17 protein-coding genes are annotated in these 18,877 nt (G+C 71.0%); 11 read left to right on the forward strand and 6 right to left on the reverse strand.

Annotated features, from left to right (window positions below):
- Positions 1–70: 70 nt before the first annotated feature.
- Together ACILSK_RS00615 and ACILSK_RS00620 are read right to left on the reverse strand one after the other, a co-directional pair.
- On the reverse strand, positions 71–874 hold the full coding sequence (locus tag ACILSK_RS00615; protein WP_395725172.1) for an SOS response-associated peptidase: 804 nt from the start codon (positions 872–874) through the stop codon (positions 71–73).
- Complete coding sequence (locus ACILSK_RS00620; protein WP_395725173.1) at positions 768–1,451, reverse strand: MFS transporter; 684 nt, start codon at positions 1,449–1,451, stop codon at positions 768–770. The genes ACILSK_RS00615 and ACILSK_RS00620 overlap by 107 nt, the downstream gene beginning before the upstream one ends.
- 104 nt (positions 1,452–1,555) lie before the next feature.
- Between ACILSK_RS00620 and ACILSK_RS00625 the strand changes: the two genes are divergently transcribed.
- From ACILSK_RS00625 to ACILSK_RS00635, 3 genes are all read left to right on the forward strand, one after another.
- A complete protein-coding gene (locus ACILSK_RS00625) occupies positions 1,556–2,224 on the forward strand; it encodes a TetR/AcrR family transcriptional regulator (protein WP_395725174.1) in 669 nt (222 codons plus the stop codon).
- 84 nt (positions 2,225–2,308) lie between these two features.
- Positions 2,309–3,067: a maleylpyruvate isomerase family mycothiol-dependent enzyme gene (locus ACILSK_RS00630; protein WP_395725471.1), complete on the forward strand. Its 759-nt coding sequence runs from the start codon at positions 2,309–2,311 to the stop codon at positions 3,065–3,067.
- Between the two features lie 240 nt (positions 3,068–3,307).
- Positions 3,308–4,546 carry a serine hydrolase domain-containing protein gene (locus tag ACILSK_RS00635; protein ID WP_395725175.1) on the forward strand — a complete coding sequence of 413 codons (1,239 nt, stop codon included), beginning with the start codon at positions 3,308–3,310 and terminating at the stop codon, positions 4,544–4,546.
- Between the two features lie 104 nt (positions 4,547–4,650).
- On the opposite strand, the gene ACILSK_RS00640 is transcribed toward ACILSK_RS00635, so the two are convergent.
- The gene (locus ACILSK_RS00640; protein WP_395725176.1) at positions 4,651–5,232 is read right to left on the reverse strand and encodes a dihydrofolate reductase family protein; all 582 of its coding nucleotides are present in this window, start codon (positions 5,230–5,232) and stop codon (positions 4,651–4,653) included.
- A gap of 186 nt (positions 5,233–5,418) precedes the next feature.
- On the opposite strand from ACILSK_RS00640, the gene ACILSK_RS00645 reads away from it, so the two are divergent.
- Positions 5,419–7,008 carry a PucR family transcriptional regulator gene (locus ACILSK_RS00645; protein WP_395725177.1) on the forward strand — a complete coding sequence of 530 codons (1,590 nt, stop codon included), beginning with the start codon at positions 5,419–5,421 and terminating at the stop codon, positions 7,006–7,008.
- A 38-nt stretch (positions 7,009–7,046) separates the two neighbouring features.
- On the opposite strand, the gene ACILSK_RS00650 is transcribed toward ACILSK_RS00645, so the two are convergent.
- Positions 7,047–8,981: a solute carrier family 23 protein gene (locus tag ACILSK_RS00650; RefSeq protein WP_395725178.1), complete on the reverse strand. Its 1,935-nt coding sequence runs from the start codon at positions 8,979–8,981 to the stop codon at positions 7,047–7,049.
- Positions 8,982–9,344: 363 nt separating this feature from the next.
- Between ACILSK_RS00650 and ACILSK_RS00655 the strand changes: the two genes are divergently transcribed.
- The 3 genes from ACILSK_RS00655 (at position 9,345) to rsgA (ending at position 13,889) form a co-directional block, all read left to right on the forward strand.
- Positions 9,345–11,216, forward strand: a complete 1,872-nt coding sequence (locus ACILSK_RS00655) for an adenylyl cyclase (RefSeq protein WP_395725179.1) — start codon at positions 9,345–9,347, stop codon at positions 11,214–11,216.
- Positions 11,217–11,244: 28 nt separating this feature from the next.
- Positions 11,245–12,534, forward strand: coding sequence for a 3-phosphoshikimate 1-carboxyvinyltransferase (gene aroA, locus ACILSK_RS00660; protein WP_395725180.1), 1,290 nt, complete (start codon positions 11,245–11,247; stop codon positions 12,532–12,534).
- 293 nt (positions 12,535–12,827) lie between these two features.
- Positions 12,828–13,889, forward strand: coding sequence for a ribosome small subunit-dependent GTPase A (gene rsgA / locus ACILSK_RS00665; RefSeq protein ID WP_395725472.1), 1,062 nt, complete (start codon positions 12,828–12,830; stop codon positions 13,887–13,889).
- 13 nt (positions 13,890–13,902) lie between these two features.
- Here the strand turns inward: rsgA and ACILSK_RS00670 are convergent, their stop codons facing one another.
- Complete coding sequence (locus tag ACILSK_RS00670; RefSeq protein ID WP_395725181.1) at positions 13,903–14,397, reverse strand: hypothetical protein; 495 nt, start codon at positions 14,395–14,397, stop codon at positions 13,903–13,905.
- Positions 14,384–14,587 carry a hypothetical protein gene (locus ACILSK_RS00675; protein WP_395725182.1) on the reverse strand — a complete coding sequence of 68 codons (204 nt, stop codon included), beginning with the start codon at positions 14,585–14,587 and terminating at the stop codon, positions 14,384–14,386. Before ACILSK_RS00675 ends, ACILSK_RS00670 begins: the two co-directional genes overlap by 14 nt.
- A 197-nt stretch (positions 14,588–14,784) precedes the next feature.
- Here ACILSK_RS00675 and ACILSK_RS00680 point away from each other — a divergent pair, with 197 nt between their 5' ends.
- The 4 genes from ACILSK_RS00680 (at position 14,785) to ACILSK_RS00695 (ending at position 18,844) form a co-directional block, all read left to right on the forward strand.
- A complete protein-coding gene (locus ACILSK_RS00680) occupies positions 14,785–15,285 on the forward strand; it encodes a pyridoxamine 5'-phosphate oxidase family protein (RefSeq protein ID WP_395725183.1) in 501 nt (166 codons plus the stop codon).
- Between the two features lie 179 nt (positions 15,286–15,464).
- Positions 15,465–16,529 (forward strand): Acg family FMN-binding oxidoreductase, encoded by a 1,065-nt coding sequence (locus ACILSK_RS00685; RefSeq protein ID WP_395725184.1) that lies wholly within the window; start codon positions 15,465–15,467, stop codon positions 16,527–16,529.
- A 117-nt stretch (positions 16,530–16,646) separates the two neighbouring features.
- Positions 16,647–17,210 (forward strand): YceI family protein, encoded by a 564-nt coding sequence (locus ACILSK_RS00690; protein ID WP_395725185.1) that lies wholly within the window; start codon positions 16,647–16,649, stop codon positions 17,208–17,210.
- A gap of 113 nt (positions 17,211–17,323) precedes the next feature.
- Positions 17,324–18,844, forward strand: coding sequence for an HD domain-containing phosphohydrolase (locus tag ACILSK_RS00695; RefSeq protein ID WP_395725186.1), 1,521 nt, complete (start codon positions 17,324–17,326; stop codon positions 18,842–18,844).
- Positions 18,845–18,877: the final 33 nt, after the last annotated feature.

An 18,877-nucleotide genomic window follows, 5' to 3' on the forward strand; every position in this document is an offset into this window, starting at 1 on the left:
CCCGCCCGGGTGATACAGCGGGGCTCGTCGCCGGCGGACTTGGTGCGGTGTCATGACCCTCGGACGGCGTTCACAGCAGGGTCGGTTGCTCCGGCACCTCGGACAGCTCCGGGGCCGGCGCGATCAGGCTCGGGTCGTCGTTGGCGACGGTGCCGACCCGCGGGCCGACCGGGCGCAGCTCGATCGCGGCGATCAGCTCGTCCGGGGGTGGGCCGAGCATCGGCGCCGGGTCCACCCGCGGATCGAGCCACGCCGCCCACTCCGACGCGGGCAGCACCAGCGGCATCCGGTCGTGGATCTTCGTCAGCGGCCCGACGGAGGGGGCGGTGATGATCGTCATCGACACGACGGCCTGGTCGGCGGTGTCCGCACCGGACTCGGGGCCGCGGGGGCGCCAGTACTCCCACAGGCCCGCGAAGGCCATCACGCTGCCGTCCTGCGGAGTGAGGTAATAGGCCTGCTTGACGGGGCGTGTGCGACCGCCCACGGTCTGGTCGCCGAGCCTGCGCCATTCGAAGTACCCGCTGGCCGGGATCAGGCAGCGGCGCTTGGCCAGCGCGGTGCGGAATGCCGCCTTGTCGGCCAGCGATTCGACCCGGGCGTTGAACATGCGGTTGCTGACTGACACGTCCTTGGCCCAGGACGGCACCAGCCCCCAGCGCATCGGCTCGATCTGCCGGTGCGCGTCCTCCGGGGCCACCCGGGGTTCGAGCCGCACCACCGGCACGGTCAGCGTGGGCGCGATGTTGTACCGGGGGCGGACCGGGTCACCGCCGTACAGCCCCTGGGCACCGCCGGCCCGCTCGTCCGGTTCGGCGTCGAAGGTGCCGTACAGCGACTCCGGTTCCATCGTCAACGCGTAGCGGCCGCACATGAGCTCGATGGTGCCACCGAGGTATGACAGCCCCCGACGAGGCAGGCCCCACCGACGAGACAGCCCTGGGCGACCGGGACCGGGACCGCAGCACCGGCCACCCGACCACCAGGGCGCCCAGCAGCACCACGGCCGCCATCGGCGGCAGCGACCCGTACCCGAACTCCCGGGCCAGGAACGACGGCACCACGGCTCCGACGATCGCCCCGGCGGCAACGGCGCTGTTGGACAAGCCCATGGCCCAGCCCTGGCCGTCAAGGGTCAACTGCGCGGCGAGCATGGTGCCGCCGATGTAGTCGAACGGGTAGCCGAGCGCGACGATGATCAGCGCGGCCACGCCGATCGTCCCTGTGCCCGACAGATCGAACGCCCAGGCCGCGGACATCGCCGCGAACCCGAGCAGGGTGACGAGCAGCCCCGTGCGCAGCACCCAACCGGCGCCGTCACGGTCGGCCAGCTGCCCGCACCCCGGGTCGAGGCAGGCGCCGATCAGCGATCCGCTGAGGGACCTGCCGGCGGTCCGGTACGCGCCGATCTGGAACGACGGTCGAGCCCTTGACAGCGGTCGAACGCTCACTCCAATCTATCTACGATAGATATTCGATGACCGATCGAAAAACTCGACGACCGGGCGGCAGCGGGGCGACCGCATCGTCCGAGCGCCAGGGAGGCGACGCGACCGTGAACATTCCCCCGGTGGCCGGGAAACCGGATCGACGCGCGGCGCGCCACGAGGCGAAAAGGCAGTCGATCGTGGCGCAGGCGTGGGTACTGGCCGAGCGTGACGGGCTCGGCGCGATCTCCATGCGCGACCTCGCCGAGCGCGTGGATCTTCGACAGCCGTCCCTCTACGCCTACTTCGATTCCAAATTGGCCCTGTATGACGCCATGTTCGCCGACGCGAACCGGCAGTTGCTCGCCACTGTGCGGCAACTTCCCGATCTGGGCAGTCCACGGGCGGCGTTGGTGCAGTTCGTGGAGACCTGCGTCCGGTTCTCGTCGCGGAACATCGTGCGGCACCAGCTGATGTTCGACCGACCCATTCCCGGCTTCGAACCGTCGGAACAGGCATTTCGCCCGGCCCTGGAGTTCTATCAGATAGCGGTCCTTCGGCTGGGTGCGGCCGGGGCCTCGGGGCAGGAGGACGTGGACGTCTTCAGCAGCCTGGTCTCCGGGCTCTCGCATCAGCAGGTGGCCAACGATCCTGGCGGTGACCGCTGGGTGGCCCACGCGCCGCGGGTGGTGGACATGCTGCTGGCCGACATCGATCGCCGACGCGGTGACGCCAGACGGGGCCGGTTGCCGACCGGGCCCATATCCGATCAAGGGTTGTCTATCACTGATAGATAATCTATCGTTGATAGTAAGCAGGGAGCCGTCCACCGGAACGGACGTCCCGGACCTGCGACATCCCTCTCGAAAGGCCACCTGGTGATGGTGAACTCCGCGGTCGACGTGACCACGATCGAACGGATCGGCCATGACGAAGCGATGGCGATCACCACCGTCGAGGGCCGCCGGTTTCTCGAGCAGCTACGCAGCCTGGACGCCCACGACTGGACGCGGCCCACGGCCTGCGACCGCTGGGACGTCCGGGCGGTGGCGGCCCACGTCGTCGGCTCCGCGGCCGGGCAGATCTCGCCCCGGGAATTCCTCCGGCAGGTCCGCGCGGGCCGGCCCGTGGTGCGCGAGATCGGCGCCCGGTACTGGTGGGACGGTATGAACGAGGTCCAGGTTCGGGAGCGGGCGGACCTCACCGGCGACGAGCTGATCGCCGAGTGGGTGGGCAATGCCGATCGGGCCCGGGCCGCCCGGACCAGGCTGCCGCGACCGATCGCCCGCCTTCCCTTGTTGAACCTGCCGGCGCCGGTCGGTCGTCAGCCGCTCGCGTACCTGTTCGACATCGGCTTCACCCGCGACGTCTGGGCCCATCGCATGGACATCGCCACCGCGACCGGGCGGCCGATGGACCTGGACGCCGGGCACGACGGTCGCATCGTCGCCGACATCGTCGCCGAGTGGGCGGCGACCCATCGTGAACCGTTCGTCCTCGAGCTCACCGGGCCCGCGGGCGGCACCTACACCGCGAGCAGCGGCGGCGACGTGGTCCGCATCGACACCCTCGACTTCATCTCCATCCTGGCCGGCCGGGCCGCCGGCACCGGCGTGCTGCGCAATCCCCTGCCCCTCTAGGGGTCTCCTGAACAATCCGGCTCCTCCGTCGCCGCATTGCCTCCAGGACACCCCTCCGGTGCTCGATGGTGGCCTCGCAGGCTCGGCCAACTACAAGATCGGACGATCATGAAGCTGTCCTTCGACGATGTCGAGATCGACCAGCAACCGCAGCGGACCTTCGCGAAGGCGTCGAGCCCGCATGGGCCAGGCTTGCCACCACGCCGGCGCTTTCGGATTCGCCAAGGAGGAACTTTCGTCGTGGACCGGCGCCGAGCGCGGACGCTCGTCTGCGTCGTCGCCGTGCCCGTCCTGACCCTCGCCGCCGCCTGCGGGTCGACGACGCCCGGAGGCGCGGTCACCACGTCGTCGACGGCTCAGGTCATCACGTCGTCGATGGCTCCGGTGACCACGTCGTCGCCGGCGACCACGGCCGGCGCCGCCGCGTTCGACGACGCGACAACCGCCTCCTTTCAGCGGGTCCTGGACGACACTCGCGCCACCGGCGGCTTCCCAGGCGTCATCGCGCTGGTCAGCTCGCCGCAGGGCACCTGGATCGGCACCTCAGGCACGACGGGCGAGGGCCTCGACGCGGTGCCCACCCCGACCGACCACACTCGGGTGGGCAGTCTGACCAAGACAATGACGGCGACCGTCATTCTCCAGTTGTCGGAGGAGGGCAAGCTCGACCTGAGCGACCCGATCGGCAAGTACGTGGCCGGCATGCCCAACGGCGACGTCGCGACGATCCAGCAGTTGGCCGAGATGACCTCAGGAATAGCGCCGTACACGGAGTCGGATGCCTTCCAGCAGCAGTTGTTCGCCGACCCGCTCAAGGTCTGGACTCCGCAGGAGCTCATTGCCTTCGAGCAGGGCCAGCCGGCCGAGTTCGCCCCGGGCCAGGGGTGGGAGTACTCGAACACGAATTACGTGCTGCTCGGCATGGTGATCGAGCAGGTCACCGGTCAGTCGATCGCCGACGTCTTCCAGGAACGGCTTTTCGGTCCGCTCGGGATGACCAACACCGTCTTCCCGGGCTCGTCGAACGCGATCGCCGATCCCCACCTGCACGGACTGACCGAGCAGGGTCAGGACGATGGAACCACCGCGGACGCGACGGAGTGGAACCCGTCCGAGGCCTTCACGGCCGGTGAGGTGATCTCCACCCTCGGCGATCTCGAGATCTGGTCGAAGGCGTTGTTCACAGGTGAGGGCATCCTGAAGCCCGAGACCCAACAGTTCCGACGGGACTCGATCAATCACACGATCCCGCCGAACTCGGCCACCGCCGGCTACGGCTTCGGGATCGGCGATATGGGCGGTTGGTGGGGCCACGACGGGCAGATCCCCGGGTACACCACCGCGGTGATGCACAACTACGACCTGGACACCACCATCATCGTCCTGGTCAACAGCGACATCCCGCTCCCCGGTGAGAAGGGACCCGAACCGGCACCCGCCGTGCAGAAGGCGCTGGCCCAGGCCCTGCCCGGGGCCTGACCGGGCCTGACTCGGGGTCCCCTGATCAATCCGGCTCCTCCGTCGCCGAATTGTCTTCCGGGCACCCCTGACGTGCTCGATGGCGGCCTCGCATGCTCGGCCAACTAGTCGATGACGTAGGTGAGCGCCACCGTGCCCAGATCCGTCTGCCCGACCGAGCGCAGGGTGAGCCGGCGCGGATCCGGCAGGGACCCGAACAGCCGGGTGCCGGTGCCCATCAGCAGCGGGTGGATGAACAGGCGGAGTTCGTCCACGAGGCCGGCGGCCAGCAGTGCGCGGGACAGCACGCCGCTGCCCAGCACGGTGATGCTGCCCGGCCCGTCCGCCTTGAGCGCGCGCACCTCGTCGTCGAGATCGCCGGTGAGGATGGTGGTGCCGGCCCAGTCGACCGTCGTGAGCGTGCCCGACAGGACGAACTTGGGGGTCGCGTTCAGGTGCGCGGCGATCGGGTTGTCGTGGCCCTGGAACGGCCAGAACGCGGCCATCTTCTCGAACGTGCGGCGGCCGAACAGGTAGGCGGAGGTGCCGGACAGCCCGTCCGGATCCATCACCTGCCCCATGGCCGGGCCGAACTCCGCCCCCCAGCCGCCGTGGGTGAAGCCGCCGGAGGTGTCCTCCTCGGGCGACCCCAGCCCCTGCATGACGCCGTCGACGGTCAGGAACTCCACCAGGGCGAGTGTGCGCATGCCGATCAGACTGCACCGGCCGCCGATATTCATCGCGCGGCCGCACCGGGCTCACCACCGAACTCCGCTCGGGCGAATCGAACGCCACGTCGAACGGGCGTTGCCTTCGCCCGGTGGGAGTTGCGTCCCGGTCCGGGCCTGACCGGCCGGTCACACCCGGGCGACGGCGGGCGCAGAATGCTCCCGATGAGACTCGCGGACCTGGTGGCGGCGCCCGGCCTGGGCATCCGGGTGCTGCACGGCGACGACGACGATCTGGCCCGACCGCTCGGCTGGATCTACACCACCGACCTGCCCGACCCGAGCCGCTACCTGACGTCCGGGCAGACGCTGATGACGGGCATGATGTGGCGCGCCGACGAGGCGGACAGCGACCCGTTCGTCCGGCGGCTGGTCGAATCCGGGGCCGCAGCGCTGATCGTCGGCGACGCGCTGTTCGATCACGTGCCCGGCGACGTCGTACTGGCCTGCCGGCGGTGGAACCTGCCGTTGCTGGCGGTGCCCACCCACGTGTCGTTCGCCCGGGTCACCGAGTACGTCGCCGGCCAGCAGACGCAACAACGGCTGGGCCGGCTCACCGAGGGGCTGGTGCGGCAGCGGCAACTGCTGGCTGAGATGGCCGCCGGACGCACGCTGGACGAGCTCGTGCGACGGATCGCCCGGGAGACCGGTCTGGGCTGCCGCGTGCTCTCGTCCACCGGCCGGCAGATCGCCGCGTCCGGATCGCCTCTCACCGAGGACCAGCTGGACCGGCTGCTCGCTCAGCTGCTGCCGGCGCAACGCTTTCCGGCACAGGTCAGCACGCCGGCCGGGGACGGCACCGCCTTCCTGGTCGGGCCGGCCAGCCAGCACCGGGCCTTGGCCTGGTTCGTGCTGGCCGACCATCCGGCCGCCGGGTCGGAGTTCCGGGACGACCCCGAGACCGTGCACCCGTTCAATGAACTCGCGGCGATCGCCGCCCTGGAGCGACGGCGCACCGAGGACCCGATCCGGGCCCGCCGGGAACTGGCCGACCAGGTGATCGCGCTGCTCGACGAGGACGCCGACCGCCCGGAGATCCCGCTGCTGCTCCGCCAGCTCGGGCTGGACCTGGACCGGCCGACCACGGTGGTGGTCCTGCAGGCCCAGGGACCACCGACCGCGCGCGGGCTCACCATCAGCCTGCTCGGCGAGGCGGTCGGGCAGCTGTCCACTCCGGTCGTCGGCGCGGACACCGATGGCCATGCGGTCGCCCTGGTGTCGGGCGCCGCCCAGGACCCGCCCGGCGGCGAACCGGCGATCGCCGTCCGCCGGGCCCTGCTCCGGGTGACGCCGGCCCTGCCCGGGATCCGGCTGGACCTCGGGGTTAGCCGGCCGACGGATCCGGGCGGGCTGGCCGGCGCGCTGCGGGCGGCCCGGTACGCCCGGCTGATGGCCACCGGCCGGCCGGGCGATCCCGCCGACCCGGCCGACCGGAGCGTGCGAGTGGCCTCCGGCGACCGGGCGACCTCGGCCGTGATGCTGCTGTCGGCGGTGCCGGACCGGCTCCGCCGCTCGTTCGCCGGTGCCGTCCTGGACGACGTCGTCGACTACGACCGGCGCACCGGCGCGGACCTGCTGGTGACGCTGCGGGCCTTCCTGGACTGCAACGGGTCCTGGAGCCGGACCGCGCAGCAGCTGCATCTGCACCTGAACACGGTGCGGTACCGGATCACCCGGGTCGAGGAGCTGACCGGGCGGGACCTGAGCCGGACGGACGACCGGGCCGACGTCTACCTGGCCCTGCACCTGCTCTGATCCCGGCCGGCCCGGCGCCGGCCGGGATCACAGCAGCATCAGACCTTCTCGGACGGGTCGGGGCGGCTGGCCCCGGAGCGCGCGGCGGCGATCGGGTTGGCGTCGGCGACCAGCTCGTCGAACCGGCCGTTGGCGATCTTGGCGATCTCCACCAGGTTCGCGGCGCGTTCCACCCCGGCCGAATTGGCCATCCGGTCCCAGCCGGCGTTGAGCACCCGTTCGTACCGGTCGACCTCCCGGGCGCAGATCACCAGCGGGAAGCCGAACGTGGCCCGGTAGGCCCGCGCCATCGTCAGGATGTCCGCGTGCTCCTGCTCGTCCATGCCGATGACGCCGGCGGCGTGATCGGCCAGGTAGGCGGTACCGGCCTCCTCGCTGCCCAGGTCGTGGAAGGAGTTCATCAGCTCCAGCTGTTCCTCCGGGCTGCCGGTGAGCAGGGCGTCGTGGAAGGCCGCCCGCAGCGCCAGGGTGTCGCCGAACGGCCGCTCGACCCAGGCCCGCTCGGCCGGCCAGCTGGCTCCTTCGGTGAGGAAGGCGAACGTCGTGACGAACGTGTCCTGGTCCATCCCGTTGACCTCGTCCAGGGTGACCAGGCCGTGGCCCGGACGCCCCGCGACGCCGGGCCCGTGCCCGCCGGGGATGTGGAAGAACACGACGTTGAGCAGGATCGCGCACAGCGCACCCAGGGTGATGCCGGAGCCGAAGATGATCTGCGCCCATTCCGGGAAGGCGAACGCGATGTACGGCTGCGCGGTCACCATCATGCCCAGACCGACGCTGGTGCCGACGATCACGATGTTGCGATGGTCGTTGAAGTCGACCTTCTGCAGGGTCTGGATGCCGACGACGGCGACCGCGGCGAACATGGCCAGCGCGGCGCCGCCGAGCACCGGGTGCGGGATACCGGCGACGATCGCCGCCGCCTTGGGCAGCGAGCCGAGGATGATCATGATGACGCCGGCCGAGCAGACCACCCAGCGGCTCTTCACCTGGGTGAGCCGGACCAGGCCCACGTTCTCGGCGAAGCACGTGTACGGGAACGAGTTCAGCACGCCGCCGAGGGTGGTGGAGACGCCGTCGGCGCGCAGCGCACGGGCGATGTCCTCCTTCACGATGCGCTTGCCGACGATCTCGCCGGTGGCGTAGACGTCGCCGGTGGTCTCCACCGCGGTGATCAGCATGACCACGACCATGGACAGGATCGCGGTGAAGCTGAAGGTCGGCCAGCCGAAGTAGAACGGTGAGGTGTAGCCGAACCAGGACGAGTCGGCGACCGCGTCGAAGTGCGCGTCGCCCAGACCCCAGGCGACCAGGGTGCCGATGACCAGGCCCAGCAGCACCGCGATGGTGCCCAGGAACCCGCGGAAGATCCGCTGGATCGCGACGATCAGGAACAGCGTGCCCATCGCGTAGGCGATGTTCTTGAGCAGCACCGGATTCTGCATGGCCATGGTCGTCTGGCCGTTGACGATGTCGTTCGCGGCGACCGGCAGCAGGGCGATGCCGATGATCAGGATCACCGAGCCGGTGACCACCGGCGGGAAGAACCGCAGCAGCTTGGCGAAGTAGGGGGCGGCGAAGAAGGTCAGGAGGCCGGCGACGATGACCGCGCCGTAGATCGCCAGCAGGCCCTGGGTGCCGCCGCCGACGGCCAGCCCGATGGCGATCATCGGGCTCACCGCGGTGAACGTGACGCCCTGTAGCAGCGGCAGTTTCACGCCGATCTTCCAGATCCCGACGGCTTGGATGATCGAGGCGATGCCGCAGGTGAACAGGTCGGCGTTGATCAGGTGGATCAGCTGCTCGCTGGACAGGCCCAGGGCATTGGCCACCAGGATCGGCACCAGGACGGCACCGGCGTAGAAGGCCAGCACGTGCTGGAAGCCGTACGCGGCGAGCTTCGGGACGGGGAGAACCTCGTCGACCGGATGGACGCGCTTGGCCGGCGCCGGCGCGGGTGCGGTAGTCGTCATGAATGTCCTTCGGTGACCTGGGCGGGCTCGGACCCGGCCGCTCCCCCGGACGAGCACGGGGCAGCCGGAACCGAGCGGACGGCGGGGCGCCTGTGAGAATTGCCCACCCGTTCACGGGCCGGAAGTCACCGGATCGCCAAACTTCTCCGGGTCGGACGCGGTGGCTCTGTGGGATCGCACAAGACGCGATCGGGCGACATCACCCGGTCACCGGACCGTCATCAAGGCAATGGTGGGAGCGCTCCCGGTTCACCGTGCGGGGTGGCCGGAGCGGGGGCATACTCATGCCCGCGTGTGATCGTGACGGCACCGTCCGTACATACGCCCCCCTCCCCCGTGCCCCGATCTCCCAGGTGGTGGCCAGTGACGCTCGCCCGATTCCTCCGATTCGCTGTTCTCGTGGTGGCGGTGATCGCCGCCTCACTCGCCGCGCCCGGCCTGGCCGCCGCGACCGGATCGGGCGGGGGCGGATCCGGCGGCGGGAGCTGGGGCGGCGGCGGCCGCCAGCCCGACCTCGGCCCGAATGTCAAGATCTTCGATCCGACCATGACCACCGCAGACATCAAGGCGACCGTCGATGCCGTTCACGCCCAGCAGGTCGACAAAGAGTTCGGTCTCGAGCGGTACGCGCTGTTGTTCAAACCGGGCACCTACGGCACGGCAGAGAACCCCCTGAACTTCAATGTCGGCTACTACACCAGCGTGGCCGGTCTGGGCCGGCTGCCCGGCGACGTGACGATTAACGGGTCGATCGACGTCGAGAATCAGTGCGACGACGCCGGCAAATGCATCTCGTTGAACAATTTCTGGCGTTCGCTGTCGAACCTGACAATCAACGTGAGCAAGCCCGCCGGCAGTTGCGAGTCGTCGGCCATGTTCTGGGCGGTGTCTCAGGCAGCGCCGCTGCGGCGGGTGCAGATCAACGGCGCGTTCTCCTTGATGGCCTACTGCAAGGGTCCGGCGTGGGCGAGTGGTGGGTTCATCGCCGACTCGAAGGTCACCGCCACCGTGGTCAACGGATCCCAGCAACAGTGGATCACCCGCAACAGCGCCGTCGGCGGCTGGTCGAACGGGGTGTGGAACCAGGTGTTCTCCGGGGTCACGGGCGCGCCCGCGCAGTGCTTCCCGGCCGCCGCGTCCTGTGGCGGGCCGTACACGACCCTGCCCACGAGCCCGCGGACCAAGGAGGCGCCGACCCTGTACGTCGACGACCGGGGCCGCTACCAGGTCTTCGTGCCGGCGGTCAAGCAGAACACCAGCGGCGTGTCCTGGGACAAGGGGATCCCGCCGGGGACGAGCATCCCACTGGATAAGTTCTACGTGGCCAAACCGGGCGACTCGGCGCAGCAGATCAACAACGCGCTCGCTCGCGGCCAGCACCTGCTGCTCACCCCCGGCATCTACCCGCTCACCCAGGCCATCAAGGTGACTCGCGCCAACACCGTCGTGCTCGGCCTGGGCTACGCAACGCTGATCCCGCAGCGCGGCAACGCGGCGCTGACCGTCGGCGACGTCCCCGGCGTGGACATCGCCGGCGTGACGATCGATGCCGGCCCGAAGAACTCCCCGGTCCTGCTGCAGGTCGGCACGAAGCATGGCCGGCCCTGTGGCGGAGACAAGAATCCAACGGTGCTGCACGACGTGTTCTTCCGGATCGGCGGGGCGGCCATCGGCAAGGCCTCCGTCAGCCTGGAGGTGAACAGCGACAACACGATCCTGGACAACATCTGGGCCTGGCGGGCCGACCACGGCACCGGCGTCGGCTGGACCGTCAACACCGCCGATACCGGGGTCGTGGTCAACGGTGATGACGTCACCGCCTACGGCCTGTTCGTCGAGCACTACCAGAAGCAACAGACGATCTGGAACGGCAATGGCGGCCAGGTGATCTTCTTCCAGAACGAGATGCCGTACGACCCGCCGAGCCAGGCCGAGTGGATGCGGGCACCCGGTGTCGATGGCTACCCGGCGCTCAAGGTCGCGGACACCGTGCGCTCGTTCAACGGTTGGGGCATGGGCAGCTACAGCTTCTTCAACCAGGGTGTCGACATCTTCTCGGAAAATGCGTTCGAGGTCCCGGCCACCCTGCCGCCCGGCGGAGTACAGGATCTGCTGACCGTGTTCCTGGACCCGAACACCGGCAAGGGCGGCATCCGCCATGTGGTCAACAACGAGGGCGGATCGTCGACGATCGCCAACGCGTCGACGCCGGTGACGGTGGTCAAGTACCCATGACCAGGGTCGGGTGCGGGATCATGGGCCGGTGACCCCTCCCGCACCCGTCGCCCTCGCGCCCTGGTCCGCGCCCGTCGCCAGCGGCCCGGTGACGGGCACCGTGCCGGTGCCCGGCTCCAAGTCGCTGACCAACCGGGCGCTGGTGCTGGCCGCCCAGGCGACCGGACCATCCCGGATCGTGGCGCCGCTACGCAGCCGGGACACCGACCTGATGGCGGCGGCGCTGCGTTCGCTGGGCACCGGGGTCGCGGTGGACGGGGACGACTGGCTGGTGACCCCGGCGCCGCTGACCGGGCCGGCGCAGGTGGATTGCGGGCTGGCCGGGACCGTGATGCGGTTCCTGCCGCCGCTGGCCGCCACCGGGACCGGCCCGATCACTTTCGACGGCGACGAGGCGGCGCGGCGCCGGCCGATGGCCACCGTGTTGGACGCCCTGCGGGCGCTGGGGGTCCGGGTGGACGGCGACCGGCTGCCGTTCACCGTCGATGCGTCCGGCGGCGTACCCGGCGGCACGGTGCGGATCGACGCCAGCGCATCCTCGCAGTTCGTCTCCGGGCTGCTGCTGTCGGCGCCGTCGTTCACCGACGGGGTGCAGGTGCTGCACGTCGGGGCGCCGGTGCCGTCGATGCCGCACATCGAGATGACCGTGCAGACGCTGCGGGCGGTCGGCGTGGTCGTGGACGACTCGGTGCCCGATCGCTGGCGGGTCGAGCCGGGGCCGGTCGCCCCGTGGACGACGCCGATCGAACCGGACCTGTCGAACGCCACCCCGTTCCTGGCCGCGGCCGCAGTCACGGGCGGGCGGGTGACCGTGCCGCACTGGCCGGCCGCCACCACCCAGGCCGGCGATGCCATCCGCGGGCTGCTCACGGCGATGGGCGTGTCGGTGGATCTGGGACCGGACGGGCTGACCGTCACCGGGCCGGCCGCGCTGCGGGGGCTCGACGCGGACCTGCACGACGTCGGCGAGCTGACCCCGACGGTCGCGGCGATCGCGCTGTTCGCCGAGGGTCCGTCCCGGCTGACCGGGATCGGGCACCTGCGCGGGCACGAGACGGACCGGTTGGCGGCGCTCGCGCAGGACATCGCCGCGGTCGGCGGCCGGGTGGCCGAGCACGCCGACGGCCTGACCATCCATCCGGGGCCGCTGCACGGCGGCGAGTGGGGCGCGTTCGCCGATCATCGAATGGCCACCGCCGGGGCGATCGTCGGGCTGCGGGTGCCGGGGGTGCTGGTCGACGACGTGGCCACCACGGCCAAGACGCTGCCGGGGTTCGAGGCGATGTGGACGCGGATGCTGGGCGCGCCCGGCGCATGAGCAGGGTGGGCGGGCGGGCTCGAGACCGTCGAGCGAATCATGGGCACCGCGCCGCCGCCCCGCGCAGGGGCGCGGAGCCTGCGAGCGCCCCGTCGAGGGCGGCGGCATGAGCGAGGCGGGCCGAGCGAATCATGGGCACTGTGACGCGGTCCTCCGCAGGGGCGCGGAGCCTGCGAGCGCCCCGTCGAGGGCGGCGGCATGAGCGAGGCGGGCCGAGCGAATCATGGGCACTGTGACGCGGTCCTCCGCAGGGGCGCGGAGCCTGCGAGCGCCCCGTCGAGGGCGGCGGCATGATGGCCCGCCTCGGCGACGACTGGGACAACGACGACGTCCGGGTGCGGCCGGCGCGTTCGTCCCGCCCGCGTACCAAGACCCGGCCGGCGCACACCGAGGCGGTCGAGGGATTCGTCACCACCGTCGACCGGGGCCGCTACACCTGCCTGGTCGGCGAGGGCACCCGTCAGGCGCGCGTCGTCACCGCCATGCGCGCCCGGGAACTCGGCCGGCGCGCCGTCGCGGTGGGCGACCGGGTCGACATCGTCGGTGACACCGGCGGCGCCGCCGACACCCTGGCCCGGATCGTGCGGATCGCCGAGCGGCGCAGCATCCTGCGCCGTTCCGCGGACGACGTCGACACCACCGAACGGGTACTGGTCGCCAACGCCGACCAGCTGGTCATGGTCAACGCCCTCGCCGACCCGGAGCCACGGACCGGGTTCATCGATCGCTGCCTGGTCGCCGCCTACACCGGTGATCTGGACCCGCTGATCCTGCTCACCAAGTCCGACCTGGCCGATCCGGCGGCGCTGCACGAGGTTTACGACGTGCTGGACGTACCGATCCTGGTCACCGGTCGGGGGGTGGCGCTGGACGGTTCGCGTGAGGTCACGGGGCTCGACGCCGTGCGGGAGCGGCTGACCGGGCAGGTGTCGGTGATGGTCGGACACTCCGGCGTCGGGAAGTCGACGATCGTCAACGCGCTGGTGCCGGACGCGGACCGGGCGACGGGGTCGGTCACCGGCGTCGGCAAGGGCCGGCACACCTCGACATCGGCGATCGCCCTGCCGCTGCCCGGCGGCGGCTGGGTGATCGACACCCCTGGCGTCCGCTCCTTCGGCCTGGCCCACGTCACCCCGGACGACCTGCTCGAAGCGTTCGACGACCTGCTCGATGGCACCGTCGACTGCCCTTCGAACTGCGATCATCTGGGCCCGGCCGCCGACCTCGCGGGCGGCGGCACGCCCGCGGACGGGCCGGTGTGCGCGCTGGACGGCTGGGTGGCCGCCGGCCACTCGAGCCCGGGGCGGCTGGCCTCGTTCCGCCGGCTGCTGCTGTCCCGGGCCGGCTCGGACTGACCCGCACCGGCGATCAGTCGATGGCGGGCCGGACCCGATTCACCGGTGTCACGTTCCGGAGCGGCTGCATCGCGAACTGCACGGCCGCGGGCAGGGTGTGGGTGTCCTGCCGGATCTCGAGCAGCAGCGACAGCTCGACCGACAGCTGCTCATCGGCCCAGGTCATCGACCGCTCGTCGGTCGGCCCGGGCCGCAGGTGGGGCACCCGCAACGGATCGGCGATTCGCGCGGCCATCCGGTCGCGCAGCCGCTGGGCGGCGCGATCGTCGGTGACGTTGGCGATCAGGCCGACGAAAAACCCGTCGGCCCCCTCCCCCGTGTGAGCCCGCACCCGACCACCGGACGCCGGGTTGGTCCAGACGGTGTCGATCACGCTGTCGGCGATGCCCGCCCCCGGTGACCAACCGAGGTCGGCCAGGCCACGCCTGACTCCCTCGAGGCCGTCGGTCAGAAACCCATCGACCTGCCGGGCGACCGCGTCTTCCGCGGCCCGCTCAGCCCCGGTCATAGTCGTCGTCCCCACCGACCTCGATCGCCTGCTCGATGACGTCGGCGGGGTCGGCCTCGCCGATGTCCGCCGCGACCTCGCCGGCCGGGTCCACCACCGTCGTGGGGTCGTCGGCGTCCACCGTCATCGCCTGCTCCGCCACATCGGCCGGATCGGCCTCGCCGGGGTTCTGGGTCGACCAGGTGGTCATCGGTGCCTCCTCGCGCTCGGGTCGATCATTGGGTCCGTCGCTGTCCCCTACCGGTATCCCGCACGATCGCGGATCGCGCAAACCGATCGCGCCTCGACGGCCCGGGCCCGCTGCCGATGTCGAGTACCCGCGGCCGGCTCCGACCCAGGGGGAGGGCGGCCAATCCCGACCGTCCGCACCGACCGAGGAGAAGACCCATGGATGCCAGTCACATCGCCACGATCCTCGACCGCCCGGCCAGCCGAGAGCTGCTGGCGCGGGACATCATGCGCCTGGCCTACGTGGCCGCCGACGGGACCCCACGGAACATTCCCATCGCGTTCACCTGGAACGGGGCTCAGATCGTCGCCTGCACCACCAAGAACGCCCCGAAGCTGCCCTCCCTGCGGCGCAACCCCCAGGTCGCGCTGACCATCGACACCGAGGTACACCCGCCGACGATCCTGCTCCTGCGCGGCCGGGCCGAGTTGGACGTGGTCGACGGCATCCCGGACGAGTACCTGCAGATGAACGGCACCTACCAGATGACACCCGAGCAGCGTCTGGAATGGGAGGCCGAGGTCCGGTCGCTCTACGACGGCATGGTCCGGATCGTGATCACCCCGACCTGGGCCAAGCTCATCGACTTCCACACCACCCTGCCCAGCGCGGTGCAGGAACTGGTCGAGCAGCGGGAAGCGCGGCGAGCATCGAGGTGAACCCTCGCCGGGCGCGACAGCGACCCGACCGGGACCTGAGTCCCGGGCCGGCAGGCCCAACGGCAGTCGCCGTCGGGGGTCGCCGCTCCCTACCGTCGGGACATCGGCGTGCTCGATCGCGCGGTTCCGACCCGCGAGACCGACCTGACTCCGACTCCCACCGGCGAGAGGAACCCGTCATGTTCGGCCACATTCCCCGGAACGTCCGCGCCGCCGTCGACGACGCCACCCGGGCGGCGTCGATCCACAACAGCCAGCCCTGGATCTTCGTCTTCCGCGGCGACGCGATCGACCTGTGGCTCGATATCGGCCGGGCACCGCATGTCGTCGACCCGGCGGGCCGCTGGGCCCTGCAGTCGGCCGGCGCGGCGCTGGCCAACCTGGAGTTGGCCCTGGCCCACCGGCTGGGCTCCCGGGTGAGCGTGACGACCTTCCCGACCGGACCGGCGACTCCCCCGAAGGGCCTGGTGCCGATCACCCGCGGGCAACTTCCCCCGGCCCTCCGGGCGCTGACCGGATTGCCGGTGGCCACGGTGACGTGGGCGGGCGGTCCGGCCGAACCGAGCGCGCCGGAGGAGGCCCTGTACGGCGCGATCGAGCACCGCTACACGAGCCGGGCGCCCTTCGCCGCCACCACGCTGAACGCCCGTCAGTGGCAGGACATCACGACCGCCGGGGCCTGCGGCACCGTGTCGACCGACCAGGCCACCGAGGACTTCGCGCGGGCCTTCCTCAAGCTGACCGCGGAGGTCGAGGCCCGGATGGTCGACGACGTCGCCTACCTGGCCGAGATCAAGCGGTGGGTCGACCGCGGCCCGCGGGAGGGCATCCCCAGCGGCGCCACCGGCGTACGCGACACGTCGGGCCGGTACCCGGGCCGCGACTTCTCGGTCGGGCCGGACGACTGGGGCAGCGCCTTGCCGGAAGGCGAATTCGAGGGCCGCCTGCAGTTGGCCGTCATCCACAGCGACTTGGACTCCCCCGCCGACTGGCTGGACGGTGGCCGGGTCCTGGAGCGGGTGGGCCTGCGGGCAACGGCGTCCGGACTGCGGATGGGCATCCTGGGCCAGGCGATCGAACAGGACGAGACTCATCGAGCGGTGTCCGAGGAGTACAGCGTCGCGCTGGGCCGCCCGGTCGTGGTGCAGCAGGTGGTTCGACTGGGCTACGGCGACGGATCGCCGCGACCGGCGGCGACGCCTCGACGGCGACTGGAGGACGTCCTGGTTTCCGGCCACGAGTGACCAGGCTCACACCTTGTTTCGCTCCGTCGATAGGTGACACGTCTACTTTCCCGGAATATGCTGACGGCAGGTTCGTTGAACATTCATGTAACCGCCGCTCGGGAAGGAACCCACACCATGACCACCACCGTCGCCACTCCCACCATCACCGCCGGCACCTGGGCCGCCGACGCCGTGCACTCGGACGTCTCGTTCAAGGTCCGCCACATGGCCGTCGGCAAGGCCAAGGGCAGCTTCGCGCTGAAGTCCGCCACCCTGGTCGTCGGCGAGAACGGTATCGCCGACGCCTCGGTGACCGCCGTCATCGACGCCACCAGCGTCGACACCAAGCACGAGCAGCGGGACGCGCACGTCCGCTCCGCCGATTTCCTGGATGTCGAGAACCACCCGGAGCTGACCTTCGTCTCCAAGTCCGTCAAGGACGTCGACGGCGAGGAGTTCGTGCTGGTCGGTGACCTGACGATTCGCAGCACCAGCAACGAGGTCGAGCTGGTCGTCGAGTACCTGGGCGAGACCGTCGACGCCTACGGCGCCACCCGGGCCGGCTTCTCCGCCAAGACCACCATCTCCCGTAAGGCCTACGGCGTCAGCTTCGAGGCCGCCTTCGGCGCCGGCAACGCCGTCGTCGCGGACAAGGTCGAGATCGATCTGGAGCTGGAGTTCGTCCGCAACGCCGACTGATCCAGCGCGAAGGGCGGGTCCGACCGAGAGGTCGAACCCGCCCTTCGGCGTCTGCCCGGCGCCGCCGGCCGAATGTCGGTGTTGTCCGCTATCGGCACTTCTAGACTCAGCTGGTGCCCAGTCAGGTTCGCCTTGCCGGTGTGCTCGCGGCGCTGTCCCTGACCAGCGATCTCACCCGCGGGCATCCGCCGGGTGAGGCCATGCGGGCGTGTCTGCTGGCCGCCGACCTGGCCCGCCGGGCCAGCCACGACCCGGCGGCGGTCGGTGACGTGTTCTATGCCGGCCTGATGCGTTTCGCGGGCTGCGCGGCGACCTCGCACGACGCGGCCGCCGCATTCGGTGGCGACGACGTGATCGTTCGCGCCCGCGGCGACCTGATCGACCCGACCCGGCCGGTCGAGGCGCTCCGGTTCCTGGCCGGGCTGGGCCACGGGGTCGACAAGGCGCGGATCGTCGCCCGGGCACCTCAGGTTCGGCGGATCGTCAAGGAGTCGGCCCGCGCCGACTGCGAGGTCGGCGCCGGTCTGGTCAGCCGACTGCGGCTGCCCGATGTCGTACGTCAATCGGTGCTGTGCGCGTTCGAACGCTTCGACGGCCACGGGTCACCGACCGGGCTCGCCGGCGAGGACATCCCCGCGGCGGCGCGGTTCGCCGCGGTCGGCTACGCCGCGGTGATGTTCGACGCGGTCGGCGGCACAGCCGCCGCTCGGGCCGCCGTGACGCGCTGGACGGGCCGCGCCCTCGACCCCGCGATCACGGCCGTCTTCCTGGACGCCCCCGACGAGCTCCTGGTACTGTCCCGGCCGGACGACGTCTGGGCCGCGGTCGTGGACCGGGAGCCGGCGCCCCACCGGTTCTTCCGCGACGAGGCCGATCTGGACGAGGCGCTGGCCGGGTTCGGCGACGCGGCCGACCTCAAGACACCGTTCTTCCAGGGTCACTCCCGGGGCGTCGCCGGCCTGTTCCGTGACGCGGCCCGCGCGGCGTCCCTCGATCCGGGCGTGGCCTACCGGGCGGGCCTGGTCCACGACCTCGGTCGGGCGGCGATTCCCACCGGCATCTGGGAGCGGCCCGGTCCCCTTCCGGTCGAGAGCTGGGAACTCGTCCGGCTGCACCCGTACCAGTCGGGCCGCATCCTGTCCCGCTCCCCCGATCTCGCCCCGCTGGGCGCGATTGCCGGCCGGCACCACGAACGCATCGACGGCTCGGGCTACCCCTCGGGCGTCCACGGTTCCGACCTGGACGACTTGTCCCGATTGCTGGCGGCCGCGGACGTCTGGCACGCGCTCGGCGAGGACCGGCCGCATCGGGCAGCGCTGAACCCGGCCGATGCGGCCCGGGTGTTGTCCGGGATGCCACTGGACCGGTCCGCGGTGCGGGCGGTCCTGGCGGCGGCCGATGCCCCGGCGCCTTCCTTCCCGCCACTGCCGGTGGACCTCACCGAGCGGGAACTCGACGTCCTGCGGCGACTGATCGTCGGGCGCACCAAGCGGGAGATCGCCGGCGAATTGTTCATCTCCCACTCGACGGTGCACACCTACACCGTGCACATCTACGCCAAGTGCGGTGTGTCGACCCGGGCCGGGCTGGCCATGTTCGCGATGCGGCACGGCCTGGCCGGCACCGGCCGCTGACGGGCCCGCAGGAGACGCCCGCGAGGCGGCGTG

This window comes from Nakamurella sp., from assembly GCF_044224575.1.
In the GTDB taxonomy this organism is placed as follows: Bacteria; Actinomycetota; Actinomycetes; order Mycobacteriales; family Nakamurellaceae; genus Nakamurella.

Bases quoted from the DNA above. Each gene is read 5' to 3' on its own strand.
- ACILSK_RS00615 (WP_395725172.1), bottom strand. From the start codon at position 874: ATGTGCGGCCGCTACGCGTTGACGATGGAACCGGAGTCGCTGTACGGC.
- ACILSK_RS00630 (WP_395725471.1), top strand. From the start codon at position 2,309: ATGGTGAACTCCGCGGTCGACGTGACCACGATCGAACGGATCGGCCAT.
- ACILSK_RS00640 (WP_395725176.1), bottom strand. From the start codon at position 5,232: ATGCGCACACTCGCCCTGGTGGAGTTCCTGACCGTCGACGGCGTCATG.
- ACILSK_RS00645 (WP_395725177.1), top strand. From the start codon at position 5,419: ATGAGACTCGCGGACCTGGTGGCGGCGCCCGGCCTGGGCATCCGGGTG.
- ACILSK_RS00650 (WP_395725178.1), bottom strand. From the start codon at position 8,981: ATGACGACTACCGCACCCGCGCCGGCGCCGGCCAAGCGCGTCCATCCG.
- rsgA (WP_395725472.1), top strand. From the start codon at position 12,828: ATGGCCCGCCTCGGCGACGACTGGGACAACGACGACGTCCGGGTGCGG.
- ACILSK_RS00670 (WP_395725181.1), bottom strand. From the start codon at position 14,397: ATGACCGGGGCTGAGCGGGCCGCGGAAGACGCGGTCGCCCGGCAGGTC.
- ACILSK_RS00675 (WP_395725182.1), bottom strand. From the start codon at position 14,587: ATGACCACCTGGTCGACCCAGAACCCCGGCGAGGCCGATCCGGCCGAT.
- ACILSK_RS00680 (WP_395725183.1), top strand. From the start codon at position 14,785: ATGGATGCCAGTCACATCGCCACGATCCTCGACCGCCCGGCCAGCCGA.
- ACILSK_RS00685 (WP_395725184.1), top strand. From the start codon at position 15,465: ATGTTCGGCCACATTCCCCGGAACGTCCGCGCCGCCGTCGACGACGCC.
- ACILSK_RS00690 (WP_395725185.1), top strand. From the start codon at position 16,647: ATGACCACCACCGTCGCCACTCCCACCATCACCGCCGGCACCTGGGCC.